14 protein-coding genes and 1 pseudogene are annotated in these 16,018 nt (G+C 74.9%); 11 read left to right on the forward strand and 4 right to left on the reverse strand.

Translation table 11 applies throughout. The features are described 5' to 3' along the window. Positions 1–35: 35 nt before the first annotated feature. On the reverse strand, positions 36–686 hold the full coding sequence (locus K353_RS35260) for a hypothetical protein (protein ID WP_233533385.1): 651 nt from the start codon (positions 684–686) through the stop codon (positions 36–38). A gap of 189 nt (positions 687–875) precedes the next feature. Between K353_RS35260 and K353_RS05620 the strand changes: the two genes are divergently transcribed. From K353_RS05620 to K353_RS05645, 6 genes are all read left to right on the forward strand, one after another. After that, on the forward strand, positions 876–1,547 hold the full coding sequence (locus K353_RS05620; RefSeq protein ID WP_233533386.1) for a helix-turn-helix domain-containing protein: 672 nt from the start codon (positions 876–878) through the stop codon (positions 1,545–1,547). Positions 1,548–1,551: 4 nt separating this feature from the next. After that, complete coding sequence (locus K353_RS05625; RefSeq protein ID WP_111552430.1) at positions 1,552–2,316, forward strand: SRPBCC domain-containing protein; 765 nt, start codon at positions 1,552–1,554, stop codon at positions 2,314–2,316. A 64-nt stretch (positions 2,317–2,380) separates the two neighbouring features. After that, on the forward strand, positions 2,381–2,953 hold the full coding sequence (locus K353_RS05630; RefSeq protein WP_111552431.1) for a dihydrofolate reductase family protein: 573 nt from the start codon (positions 2,381–2,383) through the stop codon (positions 2,951–2,953). Between the two features lie 197 nt (positions 2,954–3,150). Continuing rightward, complete coding sequence (locus tag K353_RS05635; RefSeq protein WP_111552432.1) at positions 3,151–4,659, forward strand: FAD-dependent monooxygenase; 1,509 nt, start codon at positions 3,151–3,153, stop codon at positions 4,657–4,659. A gap of 195 nt (positions 4,660–4,854) precedes the next feature. Beyond that, positions 4,855–5,343, forward strand: a complete 489-nt coding sequence (locus tag K353_RS05640; protein ID WP_111552433.1) for a hypothetical protein — start codon at positions 4,855–4,857, stop codon at positions 5,341–5,343. A gap of 127 nt (positions 5,344–5,470) precedes the next feature. Further along, positions 5,471–6,133 carry a YoaK family protein gene (locus tag K353_RS05645; RefSeq protein ID WP_111552434.1) on the forward strand — a complete coding sequence of 221 codons (663 nt, stop codon included), beginning with the start codon at positions 5,471–5,473 and terminating at the stop codon, positions 6,131–6,133. 42 nt (positions 6,134–6,175) lie between these two features. Here the strand turns inward: K353_RS05645 and K353_RS05650 are convergent, their stop codons facing one another. Continuing rightward, complete coding sequence (locus K353_RS05650) at positions 6,176–7,024, reverse strand: class I SAM-dependent methyltransferase (protein WP_111552435.1); 849 nt, start codon at positions 7,022–7,024, stop codon at positions 6,176–6,178. Positions 7,025–7,417: 393 nt separating this feature from the next. On the opposite strand from K353_RS05650, the gene K353_RS05655 reads away from it, so the two are divergent. The 4 genes from K353_RS05655 (at position 7,418) to K353_RS36780 (ending at position 12,486) form a co-directional block, all read left to right on the forward strand. Beyond that, positions 7,418–7,699 carry a hypothetical protein gene (locus tag K353_RS05655; RefSeq protein ID WP_111552436.1) on the forward strand — a complete coding sequence of 94 codons (282 nt, stop codon included), beginning with the start codon at positions 7,418–7,420 and terminating at the stop codon, positions 7,697–7,699. Positions 7,700–7,938: 239 nt separating this feature from the next. Next, the gene (locus K353_RS05660; RefSeq protein WP_111552437.1) at positions 7,939–8,580 is read left to right on the forward strand and encodes a carbonic anhydrase; all 642 of its coding nucleotides are present in this window, start codon (positions 7,939–7,941) and stop codon (positions 8,578–8,580) included. A gap of 228 nt (positions 8,581–8,808) precedes the next feature. Beyond that, entirely contained in the window at positions 8,809–9,972 is a 1,164-nt protein-coding gene (locus K353_RS05665; RefSeq protein WP_111552438.1) for an NADH:flavin oxidoreductase, read from the forward strand. A 459-nt stretch (positions 9,973–10,431) separates the two neighbouring features. Further along, on the forward strand, positions 10,432–12,486 hold the full coding sequence (locus K353_RS36780; protein ID WP_158585348.1) for a glycosyl hydrolase: 2,055 nt from the start codon (positions 10,432–10,434) through the stop codon (positions 12,484–12,486). 166 nt (positions 12,487–12,652) lie between these two features. Here K353_RS36780 and K353_RS05675 read toward each other — a convergent pair whose 3' ends face one another. Further along, entirely contained in the window at positions 12,653–13,987 is a 1,335-nt protein-coding gene (locus K353_RS05675) for a GH1 family beta-glucosidase (RefSeq protein ID WP_111552439.1), read from the reverse strand. A gap of 218 nt (positions 13,988–14,205) precedes the next feature. Between K353_RS05675 and K353_RS05680 the strand changes: the two are divergent. Then, positions 14,206–14,634 (forward strand): annotated as a pseudogene (locus tag K353_RS05680) (substrate-binding domain-containing protein); the annotation flags it as partial. A 67-nt stretch (positions 14,635–14,701) separates the two neighbouring features. On the opposite strand, the gene K353_RS05685 reads toward K353_RS05680, so the two are convergent. Continuing rightward, on the reverse strand, positions 14,702–15,982 hold the full coding sequence (locus K353_RS05685) for a YhgE/Pip domain-containing protein (protein ID WP_111552441.1): 1,281 nt from the start codon (positions 15,980–15,982) through the stop codon (positions 14,702–14,704). Positions 15,983–16,018: the final 36 nt, after the last annotated feature.

Genomic DNA, 16,018 nt, shown 5'->3' on the forward strand with positions numbered 1-16,018 from the left:
GTCCCTTCATCCGCAGGCGGGTCGGCGCTCCCGCGCTAGCCCTCCCGGCGTACCCGGATCGCGGCCTCCTCCGCCGTCAGCCCGGGGCGCGACCCGGGCTCGTCCTCCTCCTCGCTGCCCGGCTCCCCCACGTCCGGCCGCTCGGCCGCCAGCCGCTGGTCCAGGGACTCGCCGCGGGCCTGCTCCTCGCCCGTCACGCCGAAGGACTCCGCCGCGACCGGCCGGTCGCCGGGGACGGACGGGCGCTGCGGGTCGGCGGCGGCCCGGGCGGTGGGCGAGCCGTCCTCCAGGTCCGGCAGGCCCTCGTCCTCGGGGAACGCCGCCGGGTCGGGCGGGTCGGCCCGTTCGGGGTCGAGCGCGGCGGGGGCGTCCTCCACCGCGTCCGGGCGCACCGGGCGGGACGGGACCTTCGGCGGGCCGGGCGGGTCGAGCTCCCGGGTGACGCCACCGCCGCCGCCCGTGAGCCGCTCGTCCGGCTGGACGCCCGGCACCGGCCCCTCGGCGATCTCGGGCTGCTGCTCGTCGCTGCCCGCCACATTCGCCGTGCCGCCCTTGCCGATCGGGGCGGGCTCGCGCTCGGTGCCGTCGTCGACAGGCTCCCGATCCTCCTCGGGCTCCTGCCAGCCGGTGTCCGCGGGGCCGATCGCCCCACCCATGTCGTGCAGTGGGCGTTCCTGCCGTCCCATCGTGGTGACCTCCCGTCGGGTCCGGTCCGCCTCGGAGCGACGGACCGGCACGTGTGCCAGCGCGCCTGCCCGGCCTCCGCCGACCGGAAACGGGCCCGGTCATCCGCCGTCGAAGCCCTTCCCCGCCGTGACCACGCCGAAAAATTTCCCCTCCTTGACAGAAAAATTTGTCGGTGTGATCCTGGAGGGGTGTTGGACGTCGCCGTGATCGAGGACCCCGCCGCCGCCGAAGCCTCGCTGGACCCGATGCGGGCCCGGCTGCTGGCGGCCCTGGCCGAGCCGGGCTCGGCCGCCATGCTGGCCGCCCGGCTCGGGCTGCCTCGGCAGAAGGTCAACTACCACCTGAAGGAGTTGGAGCGGCACGGCCTGGTGGAGCTGGCCGAGGAGCGCCGCAGGGGGAGCATGACGGAGCGGGTGTACCGGGCCACCGCGGCCTCGTACGTGATCTCGCCGGCCGCGCTGGCGGCGGTCAGCCCGGACCCGTCGCGTTCGCCCGACCAGCTCTCCGCGCGCTGGCTGCTGGCGCTCGGTGCCCGGATGGTGCAGGAGGTCGGCTCGCTGCTGACGGGCGCGGCCCGGGCCCGGCAGCGGGTGGCCTCGTTCGGGATCGACGCCCGGGTCCGGTTCGCCTCGGCGGCCGACCGGGCGGCGTTCGCGGAGGAACTCTCGCAGGCGGTCACCGCCCTGGTGGGCCGCTACCACGACGAGTCGGCACCGCAGGGCCGTGTCCACCGGGTGGTGGTCGGCCTGCACCAGGTCCCGGACACCGCACCCCCCGGCGCCCCGCCCCCGACTCGGAACCCGTCCTCGCACCCGTCGTCCCCGCCCCCGTCCCCGACTCGGACCCCGCAGGAGGGCTGATCCCGTGCCGCACCCCTTCGAGCTGGAATTCGAGCTGGCGCTGCCGGCCGACCCGGAGCAGGTCTGGGCGGCGATCGCCACCGGCCCGGGCATCGACGCGTGGTTCATGGGCCGCAACGAGGTGGACCCCCGGGTCGGCGGGACCGCCGCGGTGGAGACCGGCGGCCACCGAGCGACCTCGACCGTCACCGCGTACGAGCCGGGCAGGCGCTTCGCCACCCGTACCGAACCGGGCCCGGACGGCCGGTTCATGGCCTTCGAGTACCTGGTCGAGGGCCGCGACGGCGGCAGCACCGTCCTGCGGGTGGTGCACAGCGGCCTGCTCGGCGACGACTGGGCGGACGAGTACGACGCGCTGCGCAGCGGCTGGCCGTTCCACCTGCACACCCTGCGCGAGTACCTGGCGCACTTCGCGGGCCGCACCGCCGTCCCGGTGTTCGCCGTCCGCCCGACGGCCGACCGTCCCGCCGGGGAGGTCAGGGCCGCGCTGACCGCCGCCCTCGGCCTCCCGCCCGACCCGCCGGTCGGCGCCCGGGTGCACGCCGAACCGGCCGGACTGCCGCCGCTGGACGGCGAGTTGGTGTGGTCGGACGGCGAGCGCTTCGAGGTCCGCACCGCCGACGGGCTGTACGCCTTCCTGCACCCGGCGGGCGTGCTGCTGCTCTTCCACCACCTGTTCGCGGAGCCGGCCCCCGACGCCCGCACCGCCGGGAGCGCCTGGCAGCACTGGCTGTCCGCCCTGCCCGTCCCACCCGCCCACCGCCCCTGACCCCGCCCGCCCGCACCGCCACCCGTAGCACCGACAGAACCACCGACAGAACGAGGTACCCCCGATGCGCACGCTGATCAGCACCGCTTTCGTCTCCCTGGACGGCGTGATGGAGGCCCCCGGCGGCGAGCCGGGCTACCGCAACTCCGGCTGGACGTTCAAGGACATCGACTTCGTCCCGGAGGCGTTCGAGATCAAGGGCCGGGAGCAGGAGCAGGCCGGGGCGGTGCTGCTGGGCCGGGTCAGCTACCAGGCGTTCAGCCCGGTGTGGCCGGGCATGCCGGAGTTCGCCCGTTACAAGGTCCTGCCGAAGTACGTGCTGTCGACCACCCTGGGCCCGGACGGCCTGGTCGACGACTGGGGGCCGACCACGATCCTTCGCTCGGTGGACGAGGTGGCCGCCCTGAAGGAGACCGAGGGCGGCCCGATCGTCGTGCACGGCAGCGCCCGCCTGAACCACGCGCTGTCGGACGCGGGCCTGGTCGACCGCTACCACCTGCTGGTGTTCCCGCTGCTGCTGGGCGCGGGCAAGCGGCTGTTCAGCGACACCGACAAGGACGTGCAGAAGCTGGAACTGGTCGAGTTCGCGGCCTTCTCCAACGGCGTGCAGAAGAACGTCTTCGACGTGGTCCGCTGAGCCGCCCCGCGTTCCCGGCTCCCGGCGCTCCTGACTCCCCGCGCTCCCGACACTCCCCGCCACTTCCAAGGTAGCGCGCACGGGGGGCCTTGCCGCAAGGGCCCCGTGGGGGCGCAGAATGTCCGGTCGGCGATGGGAAGAAGCGAGAAGTCCGGTAGGTGGTGTTTTCTCACCCGCCGGGCGGTCGAGGAGAGTTGATGATCGACGTGCTGGTGGTCGGCGGCGGGCCGACCGGGTTGATGCTGGCGTGCGAGTTGCGGCTGCACGGGGTGGGCGTGGTGCTGCTCGAACGGCTGGCGGCGCCGACCGGGGAGTCCCGGGGGCAGGGGTTGCACGCGCGCAGCGTGGAGGTGATGGACCAGCGGGGGCTGCTGGAGCGGTTCCGGGCGGTGAGCGAGGAGTTCCGGGTCGGCGGCCTGTTCGCGGGGGAGGCGCGGCCGTGGCCGGAGGGGATGGACACGGCGCACCCGTACGGGCTGGCGACGCCGCAGCCGGTGACGGAGCGGCTGCTGTGGGAGCGGGCCGGGGAGCTGGGCACGGACGTGCGGCGCGGCTGCGAGGTGGTCGGGCTGGTCCAGGACGGCGAGGGGGTGGAGGTCGAGTTGGCGGACGGGGCGCGGCTGCGCTCGCGCTGGCTGGTGGGGTGCGACGGCGGGCGCAGCACGGTGCGCCGGTTGGCGGGGGTGGCGTTCCCGGGCGAGCCGGCGACGGTGCAGACGCTGCTGGGGCAGATGGAGGCGGCGGAGGACCCGGAGCGGATCGCCGAGGTGGTGGCGGAGGTCCGGCGCACCCAGTTGCGGTTCGGGCTGCACCACGAGGGCGGCGGGGTGTACCGGGTGATCGTTCCGGCGGAGGGGGTGTCGGAGGACCGCGCGGCGCCGACCCTGGAGGAGTTCCGGGCCCGGCTGCGCGCGGTGGCGGGGACGGACTTCGGGGTGCACTCGCCGCGCTGGCTGTCCCGGTTCGGGGACGCGACCCGGCAGGCGGAGCGGTACCGATCGGGCCGGGTGCTGCTGGCGGGCGACGCCGCGCACGTCCACCCGCCGACGGGCGGCCAGGGGCTGAACCTGGGCGTGCAGGACGCGTTCAACCTGGGCTGGAAGCTGGCCGCCGAGGTGGCCGGCTGGGCCCCGCCGGGGCTGCTGGACACGTACCACGCGGAGCGGCACCCGGTCGGCGCGGCGGTGATCGCGCACACCCGGGCGCAGATGACGCTGCTGGGCACGGCACCGAGCGCGGTGGCGCTGCGCGGGGTGTTCGCCCGGCTGATGGACTTCCCGGACGTCAACCGGTACATCACCGGCGTCATCTCGGGCGTCGACCTCCGGTACGACCTCGGCCCGGGCCCGGCCCTGCTGGGCCGCCGCCTGCGGGACGTGCGGCTGGTGGACGACCCGGGGGCGGGGCGGCTGTACGAGCGGATGCACGCCGGGCGGGGCCTGCTGCTGGACCGGACGGGGCGGCTGTCCGCGGACGCGGGCCTGGACGCGGGCGGCTGGAAGGACCGGGTGGACGTGCTGGTGGACGGCTGCCCGGAGCTGCCGGCCCCCGCGGTGCTGCTGCGCCCGGACGGGCACGTGGCGTGGGTCGGCGGGGAGGCGGCGGAGGCGCCCGGGGCGGAGCCGGGGGCGGGGTCAGCGGGCCCGGACGGGCTGGTGGCGGCGCTGGAGCGCTGGTTCGGCCCGGCGCGGTGGGCCTCGGCCTGAGGCCCGGTCGGCCTCGCACGTTCGCGGCTCCCGCCAACTTCCCCGTCCGGCAGGGAACTTACCGGAGCCGTTCACTCTATGGAGTGCATTGATCACCGAACGTGGCCGAACCCGGTAAGCGGACCGGCCCGCCCGACTCCCCTCCTTCGAACCGGCCGACAGCCGGCCGCGACCGCACCGAAGGAGACCGCTCCCATGACCGTCGTCCCGCTCGACCCCGCCTCGCCCGCCTCGCACGCCGTGGGCATCGACTTCGACCAGACGCTGGTCGCGCACGACGACGGCTGGCAGGACGGCCGGATCTACGGCAGGCCGGTCCCGGGGGCGATCGAGTCGCTGCGCGCGTTGAAGCGGGTCCGTTCGGTGTTCATCATGACCGCCCGCCCGCGCCGCTTCCACCCCGCCGTGGCGGGGTGGCTGCGCGAGCACTCCGGGCTGGAGACGCTGGTGGACGAGGACCCGGAGCGCGCCTACTGGCAGGGCGACTGCCTGCTGGTGACCAACAAGAAGCTGGGCGCCGCCGTCTACATCGACGACCGGGCGATCCGCTTCACCGGCGACTGGACCGCCGCCCTCACCCAGGCCCGCCACGCGATCGGCCTCCCCGCGACCCCGTCCTCGGCCGCCCGCCCACCGCGCGGCACACCGGCCGGCCCGGCCCGGCACTTCCCCGGCCGCTGCTGACCCGCCTCCGGTGCACCACCGGCCCTCGACGGGCGGGCCGCTGACACGCCGTCACCGGACCTGCCGCCGCCCCGGCGGGTCCGGCACACTGCTGACGGGGGGTCGGGAAACGTCCGGGAGGAGTGCCGTGTCCACAGCGAAGGCCGTCGGGGCGAGTACCGAGGACGGCGACCCGCTGGCGCTCGCGCTGTTCGGGCTCACCGTGGTCAGCGGGCTGATCGACGCCGTCAGCTACCTCGGCCTCGGGCACGTCTTCGCCGCCAACATGACCGGCAACGTGGTCGTCATCGGCTTCGCCCTGGCCGGGGCGCCCGGCTTCTCCGTCCTCGGGTCGATCACCTCGCTCTCCGCGTTCCTGCTCGGCGCGGCCCTCGCCGGGCGCCTGACCGCCGGGCGGCTGCGGTTCGCGCTGGTCGCGGAGACGCTGCTGCACCTGGCGGCGGCGGGCGTGGTGTTCGCCGCCGGCACCGGCGGGGACGTCCAGTACGGGGTGATCGCGCTGCTGGCCGTGGCCATGGGCATCCGCAACGCGACGGTCCGCAGCCTCGGCGTCCCCGACCTGACCACCACCGTCCTCACCATGACGCTCACCAGCCTCGCCGCCGAGCCGCACTCGCCCCGCCGGCGGCGCCGCGTCCTGGCCGCCCTGACCATGCTCGCCGGTGTCGTCCCGGGCTCCGTGCTCGTCCTGCACGGGCAGACCGGCTGGGCCCTGATCGCGGCGGCGGCCCTCACCGCGGCCACCTGGGCGCTCTACCGCGAACCGGCGGACGGTTCCCACGGCGCCTGAGCGGAGGCCGTTGGCCCCGACCGCCGGTCCCGACCACCGGTCTCAGCCGCCGGGCCTGCGCCACAGGACGGCCTCGCTGCCGGGCTGCCGCACCGAGAACCGGCCGGACGGCGAGAACTCCCGCAGCAGCGCGCGCAGTTCGGCCTCGAAGGCGGGCAGTCCGGTGCCGAACAGGTGCGGCGCAGAGGAGGACAGCGACAGCACGCCCGCCACCACCTGGTCCGCGTCCCGCTCCAGCGCCTGCCCGCCGGGGACGACCAGCCGCTCGGGGCCCAGCAGCCCGGCCCGGGCGTACACCCGGGACTCGCCGCCGGGCGTGCCGTGCGGCAGGACGCCGCGCCCGGCCCGGCGGACCGGGCCCAGGTGGCGGCGCACCAGGGCGTCGATCGCGGGCTGCGGGACGGGCGGGTACGGCAGCGGGGCGGGGTCGGCGGGGAGCGGCTCGGACTTCCAGTCGGCGAGGTGCACCAGGGTGCCGCCGGGGCGGAGCATGTCGCGGGCGGTCGCGGCGACCGGCTCCCGGTCCATCCAGTGGAAGGACTGGGCGAACGCGATGATGTCGAACGTCCCTAGACCGTACGGGAGTTGCTCGGCCCGGGCGTGCACCCAGCGGGTCCGTCCGGCGAGTCCGGCGCGGGCGGCGGACCGGGCCGCCTCGGCGACCATGGCGGCGTCCGCGTCCAGCCCGACCGTCTCGGCGAACCGGTCGGCGAGCCCCAGCGCGAGCGTGCCGGGCCCGCAGCCGACGTCCAGCAGCCGCCCGGTGCCGTCCAGCCGCAGCGCCCCGGCGAGCGCGTCGGCCAGCCCGGGCGCGTACGGGAGCCGGCCACGGGCGTAGTACGGGGCCGCCCCCGCGAACAGCGTGTCGTCCCATTTCCAGCCTTCGACCACGCGTCCCGCCGCCTTCCGGTTCCGTTCTGCCGACGTCCGATCATGACGCGGAACCGTCCGGCGCGCCCCGCCTTTTCGCCGACCGTCCCGCTGTTCACCCTTTCCGGCGATCGGCCGGCATGCGTGCGCCCGGGCGGCCAAGGAAACCACCCTTCCAGGCAACGGCGTTCACCGAGCCGGTCTCCAACCTAAGTCCCGCACAACAATCCTGACGTCGCATCAGCGCGAAACCCGGACAGCGCGATCCGGTCACGCTTCCGGCCAAGTGGTCCAGACCATTGACCGGGGCGGCCGCACCCCAGCAGGATCTTGCACGCCGGGACGGCCCTCGCTCCCCCGGCCCGGCCGCTCCCCGCCCCGGCGGCCCCGCCGCCGACGTCCCCAGGAGTTCCGATGGCCCCGCGCCGCGCCGCCCGAGCACTCACCGTCACCGCCCTCGCCGGCGCCCTGGCCCTCACGCCGACCGGCCCCGCCGCGGCGTCGTCCCCCGTCGCCGACCTGAGCAGCCTGGGCTGCCCCGCCGCCTACGCCAACAACTACGGCGACGGCCAGTTCCAGCAGTTCCGCACCTCCACCTACGTCGCGGGCAACGGCTTCCGACACGGCGTCTACGACATCTTCTTCATCAACTGGTCCGGCCGGCGCCACCAGGGCAGCGCCGACTACATGTGCTGACGCCCGGGCGACCCGGTCCGGCCCGGTCGACACCGGTCGGCGTCGCCCCCGCCGACCGTCCGGAGGAGGATGTGCGCACCGGCGGCCCGGAACGGCTGCGAATATCGCCCCCGGGGCACCGCTATCCGAACGATTTCGGCCGGGATCGCCCCTTTGATCATGGTTTGGTCCCGGCGCGGGAGAGTCCAGGACGTGGCCCGGGCATGGCCCGGAGCGGGTGGGGGACGTAGTCTGCGGGCATGACTGACGCCGCACACCTCACCCCCCAGGTCGCCTTCGAGACGCTGCTGGCGGGCAACCGCAGGTTCGTCGCCGGTTCCCCGAACCACCCCAACCAGGACGCCGCCCGCCGCGCCCAGACCGCGCCGTCCCAGACCCCGTTCGCCGTGCTGTTCGGCTGCTCCGACTCGCGGCTCGCCGCCGAGATCATCTTCGACCAGGGCCTCGGCGACCTGTTCGTGGTCCGCACCGCCGGCCACGTACTGGGCCCCGAGGTCCTCGGCAGCATCGAGTACGGCGCGAGCGTGCTCGGCACGCCGCTGGTGGTCGTCCTCGGCCACGACTCCTGCGGCGCCGTCGGCGCCACCCGGGAGGCCGTCGCCGCGGGCTCCAGCGGCGAGGGCTTCGTCCGGGACGTCATCGAGCGGGTCACGCCCAGCGTGCTGGCCGCCAACGCCGCCGGCTACACCGACAACTCCGACTTCATCGACGAGCACATACGGCACACCGTGTCCCTGCTGGTGGACCGCTCGCACACGCTGGCGGCCGCGGTCGCCGCGGGCACCACCGCCGTCGTCGGCCTCTCCTACCGCCTGGTGGACGGCACCGCCCACCTGGTCACCACCCGCGGCCTGGACCTCCCGGCCCCGGCCGCCGCCTGACCCCCGTCCGTCCTCCGGCGCTCCCCCGCAGCCCCGTCCCGCACCCCGGGCCGGGGCTGCGGCGTTCGGCGGGCACCACCCCCGACCCGCACCTCCCCTCCCCCTCCCGGGTGACGCGGATCACAGCGGGGCGGGCGGAGGAGGCGAAATGCGTCGGCGCGCAGGGCGGTTGACGGGTGGGACCAGCTGCACACGGGCGTCCGCCGCCACCGACCGTGAGGAACCTCGATGACCGTCACCGAGCCCACCCCGGGCACCGACTCCGCCGACTCCGCGGGCTCCACCGCCTCCCGGGCGGCCGAGGTGCTGTCCCGGCCCGTCGCGATCAACGGGCTGACCGTGCCCAACCGGATCGCGATGGCGCCGATGACGCGCCAGTTCTCGCCCGGCGGCGTGCCCGGCGAGGACGTGCGGGGGTACTACGCCCGCCGGGCCGCCGCCGGCGTCGGGCTGATCGTCACCGAGGGGACGTACGTCGGCCACGAGTCGGCCGGCCAGAGCGACCGCATCCCGCGCTTCCACGGCGAGGAGCAGCTGGCCGGGTGGGCCCGCGTCGCCGAGGACGTCCACGCGGCGGGCGGCACCATCGTCCCGCAGCTGTGGCACATCGGCATGGTGCGCAAGCAGGGCCAGCAGCCGTTCCCGGACGCCCCCGCGATCGGGCCGTCCGGCATCCGGCTGGACGGCACCGAGGGGACCGGGCAGGCGATGACCCGCTCCGACCTGGACGCCGTGATCGGCGCGTTCGCCGAGGCCGCGGCCGCCGCCGAGCGGATCGGCTTCGACGGCGTCGAGCTGCACGGCGCGCACGGCTACCTGCTCGACCAGTTCCTGTGGGCGGGCACCAACCGCCGCACCGACGGGTACGGCGGCGACCCGGTCGCCCGGACGAAGTTCACCGCCGAGCTGGTCGCCGCGGTGCGCGCGGCCGTCTCGCCCCGGTTCCCGGTCATCTTCCGCTACTCGCAGTGGAAGTCCGACAACTACGACGCCCGGCTCGCCGAGACCCCGCAGGAGCTGGAGGCGGTCCTCGCCCCGCTCGCCGAGGCCGGCGTCGACGCCTTCCACGCCTCCACCCGCCGCTACTGGACCCCCGAGTTCGACGGCTCCGACCTCAACCTGGCCGGCTGGAGCAAGAAGCTCACCGGCCTGCCCGCCATCACCGTCGGCTCGGTCGGCCTCGACGGCGACTTCCTCGGCGCCTTCGCGGGCGAGGGTGCGCCGGTCCAGGGCATCGACGACCTGCTCGACCGGCTGGAGCGCGACGAGTTCGACCTGGTCGCCGTCGGCCGCGCCCTCCTCCAGGACCCGCAGTGGGCCGCCAAGGTCCTCTCCGGCCGCACCGCCGACCTCCGCCCCTACGACGCGGCGGCGGCCCGCACCCTGCACTGACGCCGCCCCGCCCGTCCCCCTCTTCGCCCGTGGGCCGCTCGGCCGGATGACCCCGCCGAGCGGCCCGCGGACCATTCGGAGCGCCGGTCCGCCCTCACGTCCGGTCCTCCGCCGGTCCTCCTCCCACGCGGCCGGCAGGGTGCGGTACCCGCGCAGCGGGGAGCGGGCCGGCAGGACGTCGGGCACCGCCATCAGCGCGACGCCCGCCCACAGGGCGGTGGGCGCCGACCAGGAGGCGGCCGGCGGACCGCCCGGCAGCGCGCCCCGCTCCGCCGGCGCCGGACGCGCGGCGGCGATCCGCAGGAACAGGAAGTTACGTGGTGCGGAGCAGGTGAACGCGACCGCTCGCGCGAAGGCTTGACACCCGGGTCACCCCGCGCTTCTTTGGGAGCGCTCCCACGCAGCTGGCCCACACAGCCGGCCCACGTCGCTGTCGCCCACGGAACGAGGAGGCCCCTCTTGTCCCCCCGCACACGGTTCACAATCAGGCTGTTCGGTCTGGCGCTGTCGGCCGCGCTCGCCCTCCCGGCGGCGGCGGCCCTGCAACCGGGCACCGCCCAGGCGGCCGGAGCCGGTTCGACCCAGGTGTACCAGGCCGAGGACAGCGCGCTGAACGGCGTGACCGTCGGAACGTCGGTCACCGGCTTCCAGGGCACCGGTTACGTCGAGGGCTTCGACCAGTCGAGCGACAGCCTGACGGTCACCGTGCCCGACGGCCCCGGCGGCCTCTACAGCCTGTCGGTCCGCTACGCCGGACCGTACGGCGACAAGAAGGCGAACCTGCTGGTCAACAACGGCACCGTGGGGGAGATCGCGCTTCCCGCCACCACCGGCTGGACGGACGTCGCGGCCGGCAACGTGCTCCTGAAGGCCGGCGCCAACACCGTGACGATCAGCAGCGACTGGGGCTGGTACCTGGTCGACTCGATCTCCCTCACCCCGGCACCCGCCCGGCCGCCCCACGCCGTCACCGGGGAGCTGACCGACCCCCGGGCCACTCCCGAGGCCAAGTCGCTGATGAAGTACCTGACGGCGCACTACGGCAAGGACATCCTCAGCGGCCAGCAGGACTCCGCGGACGAGCGGTGGATCGAGGCCAACGTCGGCAAGGCACCGGCCGTCGAGGGCCTGGACATGATGGACTACTCCCCCAGCCGGGTGGAGCGCGGCACCACCGGCCAGGACACCGACAACGCCATCGCCTGGGACAGGCGCGGCGGCATCGTCGCCTTCTGCTGGCACTGGAACGCCCCCAGCGGCCTGATCGACCAGCCCGGCAAGGAGTGGTGGCGCGGCTTCTACGCCGACTCCACCACCTTCGACGTCCAGGCGGCCCTGGCCGACCCGACCTCGAACGACTACAAGCTGTTGCTGCGCGACATCGACGCCATCTCCGTCCAGCTCAAGCGGCTGCAGGACGCGGGCGTGCCGGTCATCTGGCGGCCGCTGCACGAGGCCGAGGGCGGATGGTTCTGGTGGGGGGCCAAGGGGCCGGAGTCGGCCAAGGCCCTCTACCGGCTGGTGCACGACCGGCTCACCGGGGTCGACGGCGTCCACAACCTGATCTGGCAGTGGAACTCCGTGGACCCGGCCTGGTACCCCGGTGACGACGTGGTCGACATGGTCAGCGCCGACTCCTACCCCACGGCCGGCGACCACGGCCCGGTGGCCCTCACCTACGACCGCGAGCTGGCGCTGACCGGCGACACCAGGATCGCCGCCCTGTCGGAGGTCGGCACCGTCCCGGACCCGGACCTGCTGCGCGCCTACCGGGCCGACTGGTCGTACTTCGTGGCCTGGTCCGGTTTCGAGCAGGACGGCGGCAACAACTCGCCGGACTTCCTGAAGCGGGTGTACGACGACCCGTACGTCATCACCCTCGACGAACTCGGCGACTTCAAGCACACCGGCGGGGGTACGGGCGGCGACACGACGGCACCCACCGCGCCCACCGGTCTGACGGGCACCGCGACGGCCTCCGGCGTGGCGCTGTCCTGGACCGCCTCCACCGACGACACCGGCATCGCCGGCTACGACGTCTACCGCGGGGGCGGCAAGGTCGCGAGCGTCACCGGCACCTCGTACGCGGACACCGGCCTGACCGCCGGGACCGCCTACACCTACACCGTCAAGGCCCGTGACGCGGCCGGGAACGCCTCCGCCGCGTCCGCCCCGGTCACCGTCACCACGTCCGGCGCCACCGGGCCGGGCGACAAGGGGTGCACCGCGACCTACACCACCACCAGCGACTGGGGCAGCGGCTTCACCGCCGCCGTCACCGTCAAGGCCGGCACCTCCGCGGTCACCTCCTGGAAGGTCACCTGGACCTACGGTGGCGATCAGCGGATCACCAACACCTGGAACGCCACGGCCGGTCAGACCGGAGCGTCGGTCTCCGCCGTGAACATGGGCTACAACGGTTCCGTCGCCGCGGGGAGCAGCACGTCCTTCGGCTTCCAGGGCACCCGCACCGGCGCCAACGCCGTACCGACGCTCACCTGCACCGCGAGCTGAGCCCGCCCTCCGTCGCCCCTGCTCCACCGGCACTGCGGTCAGTTGCCGGTGGAGCGGCGCCACGGTCCGCCCCTCGCCCCGAACGCCCCGAACGCCCCGAAGACACCCCGCCTTCGTCAGCCGAAGGCCATCCGTCCAGCAACGCGCCAGAGGCCGACTTCCCTGCTCAGTCGGCCCGGTGGGCGGCGATCAGGTCGCGGTACCAGGCGAACGACGCTTTGGGGGTGCGTACTTGGGTGGTGAAGTCGACGTGGACGAGGCCGAAGCGCTGGCTGTAGCCCTCGGCCCATTCGAAGTTGTCGAGGAGGGACCAGGTGCAGTAGCCGCGGACGTCGATGCCGTCGGCGGTGGCGCGGGCGAGGGCGTCGAGGTGGGTGGCGAGGTAGTCGATGCGGAAGGTGTCGTCGAGGGTGGCGTCGGTGGAGCAGCCGTTCTCGGTGATGGTGACCGGGGGGAGGGCGGTGCCGTAGCGGTCGCGGAGGGCGAGGAGGAGTTCGTGCAGGCCCTCGGGGACGACGGGCCAGCCGAAGTGGGTGCGGGGGACGCCTTCGACGGGGGCTTCGGCGAAGGGGAGGCCGGGGTCGGTGGGGGCGGCGATCCGGGTGGGGTTGTAGTAGTTGACGCCGAGTCCGTCGAGGCCGGGGGCGGCGATGAGGGCGAGGTCGCCGTCGCGGACGGCGCCGCCGAGGTCGGGTTCGGGGCCGAGGCCGTACGCGGTGAGGTCGGGGTAGCGGCCGAGGAGGAGGGGGTCGGTGAACAGGCGGTTGTGCAGGGCGTCGTAGGCGTCGGCGGCGGCGACGTCGGCGGGGTCGGGGGTGGCGGGGCGGACGGGGGTGAGGTTGTTGGCGATCAGGACGTCGAGGCCGCGGGTGCGCAGTTCGGCGGCGGCCAGGCCGTGGGCGAGGAGTTGGTGGTGGGCGGCGGGGAGGGCGTCGAGGACCAGGGCGTGGCCGGGAGCGTGGATGCCGAGGGCGTGGCCGTAGACCAGGTGGACGAAGGGCTCGTTGAGGGTGATCCAGGCGGGGACGCGGTCGCCGAGCCGGTCGGCGGCCAGCGCGGTGTAGTCGGCGAAGCGGTGGGCGGTGTCGCGGTGCAGCCAGCCGCCGGTGTCTTCGAGGGCCTGCGGGAGGTCCCAGTGGAAGAGGGTGGGCAGCGGGGTGATGCCGGCGTCCAGGAGGCCGTCGACCAGGCGGTCGTAGAAGTCGAGTCCGGCGGGGTTGGCGGGGCCGCGGCCGGTGGGCTGGACGCGCGGCCAGGCGAGCGAGAACCGGTAGGTGTCGAGGCCGAGTTCGCGCATCAGGGCGACGTCCTCGGGCCAGCGGTGGTAGTGGTCGCAGGCGGTGCGTCCGGTGTCGCCGTCCCGGATCGCGCCGGGCCGTGCGCAGAAGGTGTCCCAGACCGACGGGCCCCGGCCGTCCTCGTCGACCGCGCCCTCGATCTGGTACGCGGCGGTGGAGGCGCCCCAGCGGAAGCCGGCGGGCAGGTCGTAGCGGTCGGTCATGGGGGTCCTTCCAGACGGCACGATCCGGTAAACGCGAGGAGTGCTCATATTAGGGAGCCCCGCCCGCTCGAAGCCAGGGCCGGGAGCAGGACCGGGGGCGGAAGCAGAGCCGGGGGCGGGGGCGGGAACAGAGCCGGGGGCGGGGGCGGGAACAGAGCCGGGGCCGTCTCCCGGGTGCTGAACGGCGACGGGCCGACCGCCCGGCCACCCTCTACACCCGCCGCGAGCGCCTGGCCGGCTACCGCGAGGCGCTCGACGCCGCCCGGCTGCCCCACGACCGCGCGCTCGTCCTCGACGGCCGCACCGAGGCCGAGGCCGCCGACGCCGTCCAGCGCGTCCTGCGCGCCCCGCAGCCGCCGACCGCGATCCTGGCGGCCCACAACTTCGCCGCCATGGGCACGGTCCTCGGCACCGCCCGGGCCGGCCGGCGCGACGTCGCGCCCGTCTCCTTCGACGACCTCCCGTTCGCCGAGGTCCTGGAACCCGCCGTCACCGCCGTCGCCCAGGACCCGGTCGCCATCGGCACCGCCGCGGCCGGGATCGCCCTGGCCCGCCTCGACGGCGACCACAGCCGGGCCCGCACGGTCACCGTCCCCACCCGCCTCATCCCCCGCGGCTCCGGCGAACTCCCGCCGCACGACCGGTAGTTCCGCGCCGCCGCCGCAGCAGCAGCGACCGGGGCCGGCCACCCTCCCCGGACGCGCGCGGGCCCGCTCAGGACGGTGCCGGGACCATCCGGTGCAGGCCCTTGCGGTCGTAGTAGCGGGTCATGGCGAAGCCGAAGACCAGGGCCACCGCGAAGCCGAGCAGGATCATCAGCCAGGCCCGGGTCAGGCCGGCGTCCGCGCGGGCGTCAAAATAGAGGATCGCGCGGACGCCGCCGGCGACCTGGCGCATCGGCTCGAAGGCGCCGAGGAAGCGGTAGAAGGACGGGGTGGCCTGGAGCGGGATGGTGGCACCGGAGGAGGGCAGGGCCAGGGCGATGAAGACGAACATCGCGACCAGCTGGCCGATCGAGCCGAACGCCGCGTTGATCGCCTGCACGCCCAGGCCGACCGTGAGGCAGGCGCAGAACGAGAAGACCCAGAGCAGGGCCGGGTGCGGGGCGTCCATGCCGAGGATGCCGATCGTGGCCAGCATGATCATCGAGGCGGTGACGGCCGACAGTCCGGCCGTCATCGCCATCTTCACCACCAGGGTCTGGGTCCGGCTGATCGGCAGCGTCGGGCGGCGCGAGTGCCAGGGGCCGATCTCGCTGTCCGCGTAGCCGAGCGCCGCGTCCACGCCGTTGTGCACCAGGTTGGCGCTGAGGAAGCCGGCCAGCACCAGCAGCAGCGTGTAGTAGAAGGCGCTCAGGCCGAGCCCGGTGTGCCGGGCGATCGGGTGCCCCTGCCGGACCTGCACGTCCACCGGGTCGGCCAGCAGCAGTTTCGAGGTGGCGGGCGCGTCCGGCGCGGCGGCCGTCAGCTGCTCGCCCAGCCGGGTCGAGGAGCGGTGCGCCGCGAGCTGGGTGATCTGTCCGGCCAGCGAGGACGCCAGCGAGCCGGTGCCCGGGTTGGTGAGCGTCAGCAGCACCGGCCGGGCCGTCGCCTGACCGGTGGTCAGCGCGGCCACGCTACGGGTGAAGTCCTCCGGCACCACCAGCGCCCCGTACACCCGGCCCGAGGAGAGCCGGTCCTGCGCCTCGGCCATGGACAGCCGCTGCCACTGCACCTGCCCCGGCGGCGTCCCGGCCGCGACCGCGTCCGCCAGCTCTGCGCCCAGCGGCGCCGAGCGGCCGGGCAGCGGCGGCCCGGCGTCCGAGTCGACCAGCGCGATCGGCATCCGGTGCAGGTCGTCCTGCGGCGACAGGATGCCGCCCATGTACAGCAGCGACAGCACCAGCGCCACCAGCGCGCTCAGCACCCCCGGCACCAGCCACAGCCGCCACCGGCGCAGCACCCGCGACGCCGGTGCCTGCGGGACATGCTCGGTCGGGGGGATTCCGGTCGCCATGCCACTCCCCGCACTCGTCGCCCCGCGGCCCCCGGC

The sequence above is a fragment of the Kitasatospora sp. SolWspMP-SS2h genome (assembly GCF_003259315.1).
GTDB classification, from domain to species: Bacteria; Actinomycetota; Actinomycetes; order Streptomycetales; family Streptomycetaceae; genus Kitasatospora; species Kitasatospora fiedleri.

Bases quoted from the DNA above. Each gene is read 5' to 3' on its own strand.
- K353_RS35260 (WP_233533385.1), bottom strand. From the start codon at position 686: ATGGGACGGCAGGAACGCCCACTGCACGACATGGGTGGGGCGATCGGC.
- K353_RS05630 (WP_111552431.1), top strand. From the start codon at position 2,381: ATGCGCACGCTGATCAGCACCGCTTTCGTCTCCCTGGACGGCGTGATG.
- K353_RS05635 (WP_111552432.1), top strand. From the start codon at position 3,151: ATGATCGACGTGCTGGTGGTCGGCGGCGGGCCGACCGGGTTGATGCTG.
- K353_RS05640 (WP_111552433.1), top strand. From the start codon at position 4,855: ATGACCGTCGTCCCGCTCGACCCCGCCTCGCCCGCCTCGCACGCCGTG.
- K353_RS05655 (WP_111552436.1), top strand. From the start codon at position 7,418: ATGGCCCCGCGCCGCGCCGCCCGAGCACTCACCGTCACCGCCCTCGCC.
- K353_RS05660 (WP_111552437.1), top strand. From the start codon at position 7,939: ATGACTGACGCCGCACACCTCACCCCCCAGGTCGCCTTCGAGACGCTG.
- K353_RS05665 (WP_111552438.1), top strand. From the start codon at position 8,809: ATGACCGTCACCGAGCCCACCCCGGGCACCGACTCCGCCGACTCCGCG.
- K353_RS05675 (WP_111552439.1), bottom strand. From the start codon at position 13,987: ATGACCGACCGCTACGACCTGCCCGCCGGCTTCCGCTGGGGCGCCTCC.
- K353_RS05685 (WP_111552441.1), bottom strand. From the start codon at position 15,982: ATGGCGACCGGAATCCCCCCGACCGAGCATGTCCCGCAGGCACCGGCG.